We start from the raw sequence: 12,126 nt of genomic DNA on the forward strand, positions 1-12,126 counted from the left end.
GGCTTTCCGCCCGCCCGCTCCAGAGGTGATTTCACTCGAACGTCGCCAGGAATTTACGGAGCAGCGCGTTGAGCGCATTCCGCTCCTCGGATTCCAGGCCGGCAACCAGGCGCTGCTGGTTGGCGACATGGGCCGTCACCGCCGCGTCGATGCGTTGTCTCCCCTCCGGCGTCAGGGCGATGATCACCCCGCGCCGGTCTTCGGGATTATCGAGACGCTTGACGAGACCGGCCTTCTCGAGCTGGTCGATACGGTTGGTCATCGTGCCGGAGGTGACCATGGTCGCCGCAAGTAATTCGCCGGGCGAAAGCTGAAAAGGGGAACCGGAGCGCCGGAGCGTCGCCAGCACGTCGAAGCTCGCCGATGTGAGCTCATATTTGGCGAAGACCGTTTCCTGTTCGCGGGCGATATGGGCCCTCAGCCGTCCGAGGCGCCCGAGAAGGCCCATCGCCGCAACGTCGAGCTCCGGTCGCTCCCGGCGCCACTGCGCCAGGATCTTGTCCACATGATCCTTGTCTGGCTCTTCCATGTCGATCCGCAACAGCAAGGCAGCGCCGAACCGTTCCGCGCCGTCAAGTCCGCTCTAATCCTCATATATCTTGACGTCAAGATAATTGCCGCTAGAATGTAGATATCTTGACGTAAAGATACTTGAGATGAAGACATGAACACGCGCAACTTCGACATTGGCCTCACGGCCGTAGCACCGGCGATCTGGGGCAGCACCTATCTCGTTACGACGGAATTCCTACCCCCCGGCTATCCGCTCACCGTCGCCATGTTGAGAGCCCTGCCGGCGGGGCTTCTTCTGCTGCTCCTCGTCCGACAGATGCCGAAGGGGATCTGGTGGCTGCGCAGCTTTCTCTTGGGTGCGCTTAACTTCTCGTTCTTCTGGGCGATGCTCTTCGTCTCCGCCTATCGCCTCCCCGGCGGCGTCGCCGCGACCGTCGGCGCCATTCAGCCGCTGATTGTCATCGTCCTGTCGCGGATTGTTCTCGGCTCGCCGATCCGGGCGCTCAGCGTCGGGGCAGGCGTGGCCGGCATCGCAGGCGTGGCGCTGCTCGTGCTGACGCCAAACGCAGCGCTCGATCCGGTAGGCGTTTTCGCCGGTATGGCAGGGGCCGTTTCCATGGCGTTCGGCACGGTGCTCAGCCGTCACTGGGCGCCGCCGGTCTCGCCGCTCACCTTCACCGCCTGGCAATTGACCGCCGGCGGCCTGCTGCTGGTGCCGGTCGCGCTCCTGCTGGAGCCCTCCTTGCCGCCGCTCACCATGGCGAATATCACGGGTTTCGCCTATCTCGGTCTCATCGGTGCCGCCTTCACCTACGTTCTCTGGCTTCGCGGGCTCTCACGTCTGGAGCCGGCGCAGGTCTCGCCGCTCGGTTTCTTAAGCCCCGTCACAGCGATCCTGCTCGGCTGGGGCGTGCTCGATCAGCAGCTCACGCCGGTGCAACTGATCGGCATCGCCGTCGTCTTCGCGAGCGTCTGGATGAGTCAGCAGGCACAAATGCCGCGCCGTGCCGCTCCCATCCGAGCGTAGCAGGCGGGGAGAGGAGACTGGCGCGACGCCGCGAGTCACCTTCGCCCCGCTTGCGGGGAGAAGGTGGCCGGCAGACCGGATGAGGGGCCGCTATCGCGCGGGACCGATCAGGCCCATTCGCCCTTGCGCATGACGGGCACGCGGCTGCCGTCGGCTCGTACGCCGACGATATCGACCTTGTCCGAGCCGATCATCCAGTCGATGTGAATCAGGCTCGAATTGCCGCCCTGCGCCCGGATCTGCTCCTGGCTGAGGTTGGCGCCGTCGAGGAAGCACTTCGAGTAGCATTGGCCGAGCGCGATGTGGCAGGAGGCGTTTTCGTCGAAGAGGGTGTTGTAGAAGAGGATGCCGCTTGCCGAGATCGGCGAGGAATGCGGCACCAGCGCCACTTCGCCGAGCCGGCGCGCGCCCTCGTCGGTATCGAGAACTTTCTTCAGCACTTCCTCGCCGCGCGAGGCCTTGGCCTCGACGATCCGGCCGCCCTCGAAGCGCACCTGAATATCGTCGATCAACGTGCCCTGATGCGACAGCGGCTTCGTACTCGAGACGTGTCCCTCGACGCGCAGCGCATGCGGCGTCGTGAACACTTCTTCGGTCGGGATATTCGGATTGCAGGTAATGCCGTTTTTGGCGGTCGAGGCGCCGCCGTGCCATTCGTGGCCGTCGGCAAGCCCGACAGTCAGGTCGGTGCCCGGGCCGGTGAAATGTAGTGCGGCGAAGCGCTCGCCGTTCAGCCATGCCGAGCGCCTGCCGAGATTGGTGTTGTGCTCCTTCCAGGCGGCGATCGGGTCGTCGACGTCGACGCGGGAGGCTGAGAAAATGGCATTCGCCAGCTTCTCGACGGCGACCGCCTCGGGATCGTCCGGAAACATCTGCTTCGCCCAGGATGGGTTCGGATAGGAGACGATGTTCCAGTTGATGTCAAAATTGGAGATCTTTTCGAGCGCCGGCTTGTAGGCGATTGAGTTGGCCTTGTTGGCGCGCGCGACCTTCGCCGGGTCCTGGGCCGAAAGCATCATCGGGTTGTCGCCGGCAATGGCGAGCCGCGCGGCGCCGCCCGCATAGGCTTTCGCCATGCCATCGTAGAGCCAGTCGCTTGCGCGGTCGAAACTCTCGTCCGGCGCATGGGCGTAGCGGGCGAGCGTTGTCTCCTCATCCGAGTAGAACGTCGTCACCAGACCCGCGCCGGCAATGTAGGCATGCTTTGTGATGAGGCGCACGAGCGGCAGCGCTGCGATCGGTGCGGTCACGACCAGGTCCTGACCCCTCTGCAACTGCAGGCCGACCTTGACTGCGACCTCCGCGAGCTTTTCGAGTTTTACGGGATCGACGGGGTTCCTTGCGGATTGAAGGGGGGCGTTCATAGCGGCTCCTGCTGTCCTCTCGCGCCGTTTCCTGAGGCCAACAGCCGTTGCCGGTGGAAGCGAGCGCATGCCTGACCTACGGTGCCGTCGCCGCTTCGCCCGTCTGGGCGCGCGCGGTCTGGCGGCGCGTCCGTTTTAGCCCGGTTCAGCCGAAAACAGAAGGCTTTTGCGATGTAGCCCCCCGTGTCATGCGGCGGCGCGCCGGGAGCGAAGAAGCGCCGCGTCGTGTTTCGAGAGAAACGCCATCAACCGCTCAGGATAGTCTGCGGTCACCGCGGCTTTCACGCTCGCCCGTGCCGCAAGTGCCTTCCGCCAGACTTTGACGCGCGGCAGGCCGTCGAAGATGCCCATGTCCGAGATCGTGTCGAATAGGTCGAAATAGCGGAAGATCGGCGCGAAGACGGCATCGACCAGGCTGAAATCCGCGCCCGCGAAATAGGGGCCATCGCCGAGCTCTGCTTCGACGGTCGCGAATTTCGTCTTGAGCACGCCGCGCTTGGCTTCGAGCACTTCGGCATCCTGGGTGGTTTCATAGACCCAGAGATCGGAAAGAATCGCCGAGCCGAACTCCATCCAGCCACGATGGCGCGCCCGCGTCAGCGGGTCGGAGGGGTGCAGTTTCGCTCCCGGCTGGGTCTCTTCCAGATATTCGCAGATCACCGTGCTTTCGAAGAGGATCGCTTCGTCGCCGTCCTGAGGAATGCGGAGTAGGGGCACCTTGCCGAGCGGCGAGATTTTCAGGAACCAGTCCGGTTTGTTGGCGAGATCGATATAGACGCGTTCGTACGGCACGCCTTTTTCGGCGAGCGTGATCGCGGCGCGCTGGACGTATGGGCAGAGATGGTGGCTGATCAGGGTCAGTGGCGCGGTCATCGATATTTCTCCCTGCTTTGGGCAATGTAGATGCAAATGCATATATATCGGCTTGCCAAATCCGTCAAGATAGATGTAATTGCATCTATGAAGAATGAAAAATCAGTGGCCTGCGAGCCGACATTGGCGACCACGCGAGCGTGGGTCGCGCTCATGCGAGCGCAACGGCGCGTGCTCGCGGCGATCGAGAAGGATTTCAAGGAGGCAGGCCTGCCTCCGCTTGGCTGGTACGACGTGCTTTGGGAACTGGTGCGCGCCGAAGCTGGCAGGCTTCGGCCGTTCGAGATTGAGGCCCGCACGCTGCTTGCCCAATACAATCTTTCGCGCCTGATCGATCGGCTGGAAAAGGAAGGCCTGGTGCGCCGGGAAGCCTTCGACGAGGACGCTCGAGGCTGCTGGGTCGTCGTGACCGAAGCGGGCCGTCAGATGCGGGCCCGCATGTGGCAAACCTATGCGGGCTCGATCGAAAGGCATGTCGGTGCAAAGCTTGGCGAGGCTGAGGCAGGCAAGCTCGCCGAATTGCTTTCGCGGCTGACCTGAGACGGCCGGATCAGGCTATCAGCGGAGCGGCGATCGCCTTCAGCGCCGCCTGCGCATCCTTCGGCGCGAGCCGCACCTGCAGTCCGCGCTGTCCGCCATTGATATAGACGAGTGTTTCGGCAAGCGCTGCTTCCTCGATCGCGGCCGGAACGATCTTCTTCTGGCCGAAGGGGCTGATGCCGCCGACATGGTAGCCGGTCAGGCGCTCGGCGTCGGCGGGTTTCATCATGCTGGCCGACTTGCCGCCGAAAGCTGCTGCCAGTTTCTTCATGCTGACTTCGCGGTCGGAAGGCACGATGCAGCAGACCGGCTTGCCATCCACCTCGGCCATCAGCGTCTTCAGCACGCGGGAAGGATCCTCTCCAAGCGCCTCGGCCGCCTGCAGGCCGACGCGCTCGGCGCCGGGATCGTAGTCATAGCTGTGCACCGTGAAGGAAACGCCGGCCTTTGCGAGCGTCTGCGTGGCCCGGGTCGTCTTGGACATGGCTCGCCTCTTACGCGCCGAACCGGGCTTCGTAGAGCTCCGGCTTGAAGCCGATCATGAGCTTGCCGTCCGCATCGAGTACCGGGCGCTTGATCATCGACGGCTGCTTGAGCATGAGTTCGATCGCCTTGTCGGCCGTCATGTCCTGCTTGTCCGCCTCCGGCAGATTGCGGAAGGTCGTGCCCGAGCGATTGAGCACGGTTTCCCAGCCGAATTCGTCGCACCAGCGCTGAAGATGCGCGCGGTCAATTCCTTCTGCCTTGTAGTCATGGAACTGGTAGGCAACGCCGCGGCCTTCGAGCCAGCTGCGTGCCTTCTTCATCGTGTCGCAGTTCCTGATGCCGTAGATCGTAACCGTCATGCCGAATCTCTTCCCGTCTCCGCCAATGCGTGCAACACATAGCGGCGCACTGCCCCGGAGAAAAGCCCGGAAGCGGGCGCCTCAGGTTATGCCGACGTAACGCCCGGGCTTGTGGTTGATCGCGAGGATCATGTTGACGACGCAAGCGCCAACGATCGAGAGCAGGAGGTTTGCCGGCGGCAGCACGAAGGAGGCGGCGGCGAGGATCGCCAGATCGACGGCGAGCTGGAAATAGCCGGCGCGGATTGCCCATTTCTCCTGCAGATGGATCGCCAGGATGTTAATGCCGCCGAGGCCGGTGCGGTGCCGGAAGAGAACGAGCAGGCCCATCCCCATCAGCCCGCCGCCGACAACTGCGGCGTAGACCGGATCAATCCGCGTGAACTCCACCCATTGCGCCGTCAGGCGGGAAAACAGCGAGACCAGGCTGACGGCGAGGAAGGTGCGCAACGCGAACGGCCAGCCGAGCCGTCGGACGCCAAGAACGTAAAAGGGCAGGTTCACGAGCGAGAAGACCAGCCAGAAATCCGCGCCGGTTGCGTATTGCAGAAGCAACGCGAGGCCGGCGGTGCTGCCGGTCAAAAGCATCGCCTTGCTATAGATCACTACGCCCAGCGAGACGACGAGCGTGCCGGTGAGGACGGCAAGCGCATCCTCATAGAGCCTGTGGCGCTCGGCGGGCGCCGCGGCAATGCGGGCCTCTCCGTCGACCTTCATCCAGCTGTCTCCGTCAGAGGCCCGTGAAATTGCCGACGACGCCGGCGACTTCCGCCGTCTTCAGCCCGGCGATGTTGATGCGGCCCGATGTCGGCATGTAGATGCCGTGCTCGCTTCTGAGCCGCAGCACCTCTGCTTCCGAGAACGGCAGCATCGAGAACATGCCCTCTTGGCCGGCGATCGCGCCGAGCGCCTGCCAGCGGGTCCTGAGCCCTTCCGCAAGCGCCCGGCGGATGCCGGTCATGCGTAGGCGCATCGCCTCGAGCTCCTCCGCCCAGTCGCGAGCGAGCTCCTTGTCGGCGAGGATCGTGCGCACGACGGCGGCGCCATGATCCGGCGGCATGGAATAGCTGGTGCGGGCGAGCCCGGCGAGGTTGGACCGCACGGTGTCGGCGGAGGTCGGCGACGCGGTGAGCGCGTAGATGGCGCCGGTGCGCTCGCGGTAGAGACCGAAGGATTTCGAGCAGGAAACGGCGACGAGTGCTTCGGGAACGACCCCGATGAGATGCCTCAGGCCTGCAACGTCCTCGTTGAGGCCGCGGCCGAAGCCTTGATAGGCGAGATCGACCAGCGGCAGGAGGCCCCGCTCCGCGACGAGCGCGGCGATTTCCAGCCATTGCGCTTCTGTCAGCGCGCCGCCCGTCGGGTTATGGCAGCTTGCGTGCAGCAGCACCGCGTCACCGGCGGCCGCACCCTCAAGCGCGCTGACGACATTGTCGAAGAGCACCGCCTGCGATGGGATGTCGAAGAAGTCGTAGCTTGCCGTTTCGAGGCCCGCCGCCTTGAAGATGGCCGCATGGTTCGGCCAGCTCGGCAGGCCGAGCCAGATCCGCCGGCCACCGACGCGGTGGATAAGGTCGGCTGCGAGCCTGAGCGCGCCCGAGCCGCCCGGCGTCTGCACGCTCGCGATACGGCTCCGCTCGACGGTGTCGCCGCCGACGAGCGTCCAGAGATGGTCGAGGAACACATGGTCCCCTTCAGGTCCGACATAGGCCTTGGTGTCCTGCGTTTCGAGCAGCCGCTTCTCCGCCGCCTTCACGGCCCGGAAGATCGGCGTATGGCCGGTTTCGTCGCGATAGACGCCGACGCCAAGGTCGACCTTGCCGGGGCGCTCGTCCTTTCGGTAGAGGCCAATCAGGGCCAGCAACGGGTCGTCGGGTTGACGGGCGAGAGCATCGAACATGCCAGGTTCCCTTTGGTGCTAACAATCGAGGAATAGTCGTTTTGGGCAGGCGGAAAGGCAAGCCGCATCCCGCGACTTGTTTGTTCTTTTTGTAAAATAAACCGGACGCAAATTCGACGCTCCATTTGCGAGATGAGCAGATGTGGCTTGCGTATTTTTGCGTGACTTGGTGAAATCCAATCCAAGATTTGCGCATTTTCTGGATCGGGGACGAATTCGCGATGGAGCGCGGAAGAACGGAACTGGATGCGATCGACCGCAGGATCATCCGCCTGCTCGTCGAGGACGCGTCGAGAAGCAACAACGAACTGGCGGAAAAGGTCGGCCTCTCGCCAGCGCCACTGTCGCGGCGGCTGGCGCGACTCTATTCGGCAGGCGTCATCCGCCAGACGGTCGTTGTGGATCCGAGGGCTACCTGCATCGGCTTCCAGGCCTTTGTCGAGGTGACGCTGGAGCGCACTGCCAGCAAGGTTGGGCAGCGTTTCATCGAGCTGGTCTCGCGCATGCCGGAAGTGATCGAATGCCATACGGTTGCCGGCGATTTCGATTTCCTGCTGAAGATCGCCGTGCGCGATGTTGCGGACTACAAGCGCCTGCTCTGGAGCGAGTTCGAGCAGATCGCCGAAATCAAGACGCTCCGCTCGACCATCCTTCTCGACAGTCCGAAGATGCAGGGGGGTGTCGCGCTGTAGGCGGTAAAAGTAGCTCAACGGCCCCTCATCCGCCTGCCGGCACCTTCTCCCCGCAAGCGGGGCGAAGGGACTTGCGGCGCCCGCTTTAGTCCCCTCTCCCCGCCTGCGGGGAGAGGGTTAGGGTGAGGCGCGTTGCCGCTACGCCTCCAGCGTGCCCGGCTTGCGCGCCGCGCTCGAGGGTTCCGCGCAGGCGATCTTCATCAGGTCCGACCGGCGGCGTGCGAAACGCGTCGAGACGCGCGTGACGATCAGCCCGTCCTGCGGCGCCCGGACCTCCACCGAACCGTCCGGCATGCCGGGCTTGGTGAGGATCGTCGCGAGCAGGTCTCCCGCTTTCACGCTTTCGCCGATATCGCGATGGAACAGGACCGCGCCGGCTGCGGGCGCGCGGATCATCTCGACGTTGTCGAGCGGCACGGCTTTGCCGGCGAAGGCCGGAAGGTCGGCGCGCGACCCGGCCACCACGCCGCGGCCGAGCAGAAACTGCCAGACGCCGTCGGCATCCCTCCTTGCGGTTTCCGGGTAGACGTTGCGCGTGCCGCGCAGTTCCACGGTCACGGAGAGCCTGCCGGGCAGGGTCGTCCTCTTCCGGTCCTCGGCCTCGTTTTTCCAGGCGTGGCCAACCGCTTCCTCGAAAGCGGAGCTTGCGCCGTCGGAGAGAAGCACGGCCTTCATATAGAGCGCCGCGGCGAGATCGGCAGCTTCCGGCCAGAAAGCCTCGTCGATATAGGCGTATTGCAGCCCTTCGTCATCGCAATGGAGGTCGAGCACCAGCTCAGCGCCAAGGGCCATATGGAGCAACTGCCGCTTCAGTCGGTCGACCGCCGAGTATCGGTCGAAGTCTTCGAGCAAATCGTCGCGCTCGCCAAGGGAAATCAGCGGGAAATCACGGTTGAAATTGGTGCGCGAGCCGAGATCGAAGCGACCTTGCAATTCGCCGAAGTACGACTGCGCCGAACCGATCGGGTTCGCTTGCGGAACGACGGTGATATCGCCGAGGATCGCGGCGTCGGCATCCGCCCGGCGCAGCTTCTCCAAAAGGAAATGCAGGAGCGCCGTGCCCGGCAGCTCGTTCGCGTGAAGCGCGGCCTGGATATAGGTCCGGGGTGCTTCCGGCTTCGTCCCCTTGAACCGGAAGACCGGCAGTCGCCATTCGACGCCCTGCGTGTCGCCGGCGATGATGATGTCCGAAATTTCCACTTTCTCTCCCCGTCATTTATTCATGAGCGCTTATCGGTGCTCCTGTCTCATTCTGCAAGTCTGTAAGAATGGCTGCGACGCTCAGCGCGCTCGTGACCCGGCATCAGCCTCTCCACGCTCCTCGCGTCAGAGCGAAAGCGGCCAGCGATCGACAATCCTGAATTCTCCCCGCCCTTTGCGCGTGTGGACAAGTGCGAAGCCCCGAACTGTCCATGCGATTGGCCTCGCGAGATCGACATGCGGAGCTTTGCGGTCGCTGTAGAAAAGCGTCATATGCGGAATGACCTCACCCGATATATCCCGCAGGCCCGTGATTTCCCGGATTAACGCGTCGAAGCCCGGAACCGAGCTACCGCAGGTCAATATTCGCGGATACTGGCGAACATGGCCGACGCTGACAATGCGATCGAAACATAGGTGAAACCCGGCGGCTTTCGCGCGTGAACCGAGTTTGGCGGCAAACTCGTCGACTGCTTCCGATAACCCGCGGCCTTCGCGAACCTTGGCAAGCGACACATGCAGCCGGTCACGGTCATAGATCTTTCCGGAAAGTCCATGTTCCTGCTGATCGCCGTGCGCAAGTTCCAACGCCTGTTCGGCTGCCTGCTTCTCCGGAAGAACAGCGAAGTAAAAGACATCGCCAGCTCGTGGCGGGGAGAAAGAGCCCAAGTTCAGAGAAAGCTGGTCCGAAGTCATGCGACGCTCCCGGGTTCAGCATATCTAGAGCGATTTCAGAATGCGTGTAACGGTTTTCCGTCCGGAATTGCGTGGTTTCAAAATGTTAGATCGCTTTGCCGTCCCAATGAAGCAACGACGTGATCTAGTGGCGCTAACCAAATATATGGGAACGCAAAAAGGGCGCGCCAAGACGTGCCCTTCACATATTCGCTTCATGGAAGACAGTGCGAATTCTTACTCCCACTCGATTGTTCTAAATCTAGTTAGACCATTGATATAGCTAGGTTTTTTATGCGTTGCCGCGCAAAAAGCCGACCCATGGGCCGTCAAAATGTACGGTTTTGATTTCAAAGGGAAAAACAGCACGAAAATTTTTTGTGCGGTTTCGGCATCTATCGAAGTCGATCGCCTTTCCGGACCCACTGACCGGCCAAAGACGCCCCTCAGGGGAGAGGGGGGCCCGCGTTCCGTGGCACCGGCCCGCAACCTTCAGAATATGATAGCCCGCGGCAGCCGGAGAAGGGAATCTGTGCTCTCAAACCAGCATCGACTGCTGGGCGAAGATACCCGCCATCGCACCTTGCGATGACGCCGTGGTGACCGAGGGCATGAGGGGATTCGCGAGGTCGCCGGCGGCATAGATGCCGGGCATGCTGGTTTCGCGGCGCTCGTCGACCTTGAGGGCGATGCCGAGCGGCGTATCGACCGTGGCGAGGCCCAGTGATTCATGCAGGCTTGCGGATGGCTTGTTGCGCGGATGCGCGAACAGGATGTCGACCGCGACGTTGGGGCCGGTATCGAGATTGACGGTGGCGCTATGGCCCCCGTGATGGGCGATCTCGGTGATCCGGCCATCGACGACAGGTATGTTGCGGCGCGCCAGATCGGCCCGGATATCGGGCGGAATGTCGTGACCATCTGCGAAGAGCGTCAACGTGTCGGTCCAATCGTGGAACAGCCTTACAGACTGGTGCGACTGCCGGCCGGACCAGACGAGGCCCCAATGCTGGCCGGCGACTTCAAAGCCGTCGCAATAGGGGCAGGGCACGATGGAGGTGCCCCAGCCTTCGGCAAAGCCCGGAACCTCAGGCATCTGGTCGGCTACGCCATAGCTCAGGATCAGGCGGCGCGCCCCAAGGCTTTCGCCATCGGCAGTGAGGACGGAGAAATCGTCGATGGCGCCGGAGATGCTGTCGGCCCGCGTACTGACCAGCCTGATCGTGGGATAGCGCGCTAGCTGCTGCCGCGCCTCAGCCAGGATTTCCAGCGGCGGCTTGTGGTCGTGGCCGAGCAGGCCATGCGAATGGCCAGCGAAGCGGTTGCGCGGCAGGCCGGTATCGAGAACGGTGACCTTGCGGCGGGCACGGCCGAGTTGCAGGGCGCCGGCGAGACCGGCAAAGCTGCCGCCGATGATTATGGCGTCATCCATGGTGATAAGCTCCGTGTTGTGGATGGAGGGGGTCGGGCTGGGCCTGGCACGCAATATCGTCCAGCGATACGCACTCGGGACGGGCAGCGAGCAGGGCTTCGGCATCGACGAGAAAGTCGCCCATCACTGTTTTGGCCGGCCGGACAATGCCGCATTCGATATCGCCGGGCGGCCCGGATTTGGAGGACATGGTTGAAACCTACCCAATGGCTTGTACATTTTAGATACTACGTGGTATCGTAATTCAAGAATTAGGATACTGTCAAGGACTGGAATTGTCGTGAGCGAAAATAGCCAGGGCCGGCGCGGCCGGCCCGCCAACGAGGCGCTTGGCCAAACGATCGTCGACGCCGCGCGCGAACTCTTTGTGGAATTGGGTTTTCAAGCGACGACATTGGACAAGGTCGCCCAGCGAGCGAAGATATCCAAGCTCAGCATCTATCGGCACTTCGAGAACAAGGAGGCGCTGTTCAGCGCGGCCATCGCGGCCGGCTGCCATCAGTTGTTTGCACCACAGACCCTTCTTGAAGGCGTCGACGGTTCGGTCGAAGATCAGCTCACGGCGGTGGGATCATTACTGCTTCGCACGCTGTTGAGCCCGGACGTCCGCAGTGTCGAAGCCATGGTCATGGCCGACAGGACGAATCAAAAGTCGTTAAGCAAGCTCCATTACGAAGCCGGCCCCGCCCATGTCATCGTCCAAATCGAGGCCCTGTTGCGTCAGTTGCACGCGAAGGCGGTTCTGAACGTGCCCGATCCTCTCCGGTCCGCCCGCTTGTTTGCCGCGCTTTTCAAAGGATCCGATCTCCTGATTATCGCACGCTTCGATCAGGCGAGAGCAGAGGACGACAAAGAAATCGAATCCTATTGCCGATCGGCCGTCGCCATGTTCATCGCCGCGCACGGTGGCAACGACCACGCGGGCGGATAAGCATTTGATTGCTCCCGGCAGCTTGGCCGGGACCGTCGTCCAGGCGCTTCGTCATATTGGGCCGGCGCGCGCGGCCGAGCTTGCACAGATCGCGGCACCTCATCTTTCTCCCAACGATAAAAAGACGCTCGCAT

15 protein-coding genes are annotated in these 12,126 nt (G+C 62.8%); 5 read left to right on the forward strand and 10 right to left on the reverse strand.

Annotated features, from left to right (window positions below):
* Positions 1–31: 31 nt before the first annotated feature.
* On the reverse strand, positions 32–529 hold the full coding sequence (locus FKV68_RS01840) for a MarR family winged helix-turn-helix transcriptional regulator (protein WP_180939859.1): 498 nt from the start codon (positions 527–529) through the stop codon (positions 32–34).
* 135 nt (positions 530–664) lie between these two features.
* Here FKV68_RS01840 and FKV68_RS01845 point away from each other — a divergent pair, with 135 nt between their 5' ends.
* A complete protein-coding gene (locus tag FKV68_RS01845) occupies positions 665–1,540 on the forward strand; it encodes an EamA family transporter (protein ID WP_180939860.1) in 876 nt (291 codons plus the stop codon).
* A gap of 107 nt (positions 1,541–1,647) precedes the next feature.
* Here the strand turns inward: FKV68_RS01845 and FKV68_RS01850 are convergent, their stop codons facing one another.
* Together FKV68_RS01850 and FKV68_RS01855 are read right to left on the reverse strand one after the other, a co-directional pair.
* Positions 1,648–2,904 (reverse strand): aminopeptidase, encoded by a 1,257-nt coding sequence (locus tag FKV68_RS01850; protein WP_180939861.1) that lies wholly within the window; start codon positions 2,902–2,904, stop codon positions 1,648–1,650.
* Positions 2,905–3,090: 186 nt separating this feature from the next.
* Entirely contained in the window at positions 3,091–3,777 is a 687-nt protein-coding gene (locus tag FKV68_RS01855) for a glutathione S-transferase family protein (RefSeq protein WP_180939862.1), read from the reverse strand.
* A gap of 87 nt (positions 3,778–3,864) precedes the next feature.
* On the opposite strand from FKV68_RS01855, the gene FKV68_RS01860 reads away from it, so the two are divergent.
* Positions 3,865–4,317, forward strand: a complete 453-nt coding sequence (locus FKV68_RS01860; RefSeq protein ID WP_180939863.1) for a MarR family winged helix-turn-helix transcriptional regulator — start codon at positions 3,865–3,867, stop codon at positions 4,315–4,317.
* Positions 4,318–4,327: 10 nt separating this feature from the next.
* On the opposite strand, the gene ybaK is transcribed toward FKV68_RS01860, so the two are convergent.
* From ybaK to tatA, 4 genes are all read right to left on the reverse strand, one after another.
* Positions 4,328–4,801 carry a Cys-tRNA(Pro) deacylase gene (gene ybaK / locus FKV68_RS01865; RefSeq protein ID WP_180939864.1) on the reverse strand — a complete coding sequence of 158 codons (474 nt, stop codon included), beginning with the start codon at positions 4,799–4,801 and terminating at the stop codon, positions 4,328–4,330.
* A 10-nt stretch (positions 4,802–4,811) separates the two neighbouring features.
* On the reverse strand, positions 4,812–5,162 hold the full coding sequence (locus FKV68_RS01870) for an ArsC family reductase (RefSeq protein ID WP_180939865.1): 351 nt from the start codon (positions 5,160–5,162) through the stop codon (positions 4,812–4,814).
* Positions 5,163–5,243: 81 nt separating this feature from the next.
* Positions 5,244–5,879 carry a YitT family protein gene (locus FKV68_RS01875; RefSeq protein WP_180939866.1) on the reverse strand — a complete coding sequence of 212 codons (636 nt, stop codon included), beginning with the start codon at positions 5,877–5,879 and terminating at the stop codon, positions 5,244–5,246.
* 13 nt (positions 5,880–5,892) lie between these two features.
* Positions 5,893–7,062, reverse strand: coding sequence for a tyrosine aminotransferase (gene tatA / locus FKV68_RS01880; RefSeq protein WP_180939867.1), 1,170 nt, complete (start codon positions 7,060–7,062; stop codon positions 5,893–5,895).
* 221 nt (positions 7,063–7,283) lie between these two features.
* On the opposite strand from tatA, the gene FKV68_RS01885 reads away from it, so the two are divergent.
* The gene (locus tag FKV68_RS01885; protein WP_180939868.1) at positions 7,284–7,754 is read left to right on the forward strand and encodes an Lrp/AsnC family transcriptional regulator; all 471 of its coding nucleotides are present in this window, start codon (positions 7,284–7,286) and stop codon (positions 7,752–7,754) included.
* Positions 7,755–7,892: 138 nt separating this feature from the next.
* Here FKV68_RS01885 and FKV68_RS01890 read toward each other — a convergent pair whose 3' ends face one another.
* The 3 genes from FKV68_RS01890 to FKV68_RS01900 all read right to left on the reverse strand — a co-directional run bounded on the left by FKV68_RS01890 (position 7,893) and on the right by FKV68_RS01900 (position 11,061).
* Positions 7,893–8,954 (reverse strand): M14 family metallopeptidase, encoded by a 1,062-nt coding sequence (locus FKV68_RS01890; protein ID WP_180939869.1) that lies wholly within the window; start codon positions 8,952–8,954, stop codon positions 7,893–7,895.
* Positions 8,955–9,080: 126 nt separating this feature from the next.
* On the reverse strand, positions 9,081–9,650 hold the full coding sequence (locus tag FKV68_RS01895) for a 2'-5' RNA ligase family protein (RefSeq protein ID WP_180939870.1): 570 nt from the start codon (positions 9,648–9,650) through the stop codon (positions 9,081–9,083).
* 517 nt (positions 9,651–10,167) lie between these two features.
* The gene (locus FKV68_RS01900) at positions 10,168–11,061 is read right to left on the reverse strand and encodes an NAD(P)/FAD-dependent oxidoreductase (RefSeq protein WP_180939871.1); all 894 of its coding nucleotides are present in this window, start codon (positions 11,059–11,061) and stop codon (positions 10,168–10,170) included.
* Between FKV68_RS01900 and FKV68_RS01905 the strand changes: the two genes are divergently transcribed.
* Together FKV68_RS01905 and FKV68_RS01910 are read left to right on the forward strand one after the other, a co-directional pair.
* Positions 11,060–11,257 carry a hypothetical protein gene (locus FKV68_RS01905; protein WP_180941591.1) on the forward strand — a complete coding sequence of 66 codons (198 nt, stop codon included), beginning with the start codon at positions 11,060–11,062 and terminating at the stop codon, positions 11,255–11,257. The genes FKV68_RS01900 and FKV68_RS01905 overlap by 2 nt on opposite strands.
* An 84-nt stretch (positions 11,258–11,341) precedes the next feature.
* Positions 11,342–11,992, forward strand: a complete 651-nt coding sequence (locus tag FKV68_RS01910) for a TetR/AcrR family transcriptional regulator (protein WP_180939872.1) — start codon at positions 11,342–11,344, stop codon at positions 11,990–11,992.
* The last annotated feature ends 134 nt before the right edge of the window (positions 11,993–12,126 follow it).

This window comes from Sinorhizobium mexicanum, assembly GCF_013488225.1.
GTDB lineage: Bacteria > Pseudomonadota > Alphaproteobacteria > Rhizobiales > Rhizobiaceae > Sinorhizobium > Sinorhizobium mexicanum.

What these genes read in the sequence shown, in the direction of transcription:
- FKV68_RS01840 (WP_180939859.1), bottom strand. Translation starts at nt 529, where the DNA reads ATGGAAGAGCCAGACAAGGATCATGTGGACAAGATCCTGGCGCAGTGG.
- FKV68_RS01845 (WP_180939860.1), top strand. Translation starts at nt 665, where the DNA reads ATGAACACGCGCAACTTCGACATTGGCCTCACGGCCGTAGCACCGGCG.
- FKV68_RS01850 (WP_180939861.1), bottom strand. Translation starts at nt 2,904, where the DNA reads ATGAACGCCCCCCTTCAATCCGCAAGGAACCCCGTCGATCCCGTAAAA.
- FKV68_RS01855 (WP_180939862.1), bottom strand. Translation starts at nt 3,777, where the DNA reads ATGACCGCGCCACTGACCCTGATCAGCCACCATCTCTGCCCATACGTC.
- FKV68_RS01860 (WP_180939863.1), top strand. Translation starts at nt 3,865, where the DNA reads ATGAAGAATGAAAAATCAGTGGCCTGCGAGCCGACATTGGCGACCACG.
- ybaK (WP_180939864.1), bottom strand. Translation starts at nt 4,801, where the DNA reads ATGTCCAAGACGACCCGGGCCACGCAGACGCTCGCAAAGGCCGGCGTT.
- FKV68_RS01870 (WP_180939865.1), bottom strand. Translation starts at nt 5,162, where the DNA reads ATGACGGTTACGATCTACGGCATCAGGAACTGCGACACGATGAAGAAG.
- FKV68_RS01875 (WP_180939866.1), bottom strand. Translation starts at nt 5,879, where the DNA reads ATGAAGGTCGACGGAGAGGCCCGCATTGCCGCGGCGCCCGCCGAGCGC.
- tatA (WP_180939867.1), bottom strand. Translation starts at nt 7,062, where the DNA reads ATGTTCGATGCTCTCGCCCGTCAACCCGACGACCCGTTGCTGGCCCTG.
- FKV68_RS01885 (WP_180939868.1), top strand. Translation starts at nt 7,284, where the DNA reads ATGGAGCGCGGAAGAACGGAACTGGATGCGATCGACCGCAGGATCATC.
- FKV68_RS01895 (WP_180939870.1), bottom strand. Translation starts at nt 9,650, where the DNA reads ATGACTTCGGACCAGCTTTCTCTGAACTTGGGCTCTTTCTCCCCGCCA.
- FKV68_RS01905 (WP_180941591.1), top strand. Translation starts at nt 11,060, where the DNA reads ATGGTGATAAGCTCCGTGTTGTGGATGGAGGGGGTCGGGCTGGGCCTG.
- FKV68_RS01900 (WP_180939871.1), bottom strand. Translation starts at nt 11,061, where the DNA reads ATGGATGACGCCATAATCATCGGCGGCAGCTTTGCCGGTCTCGCCGGC.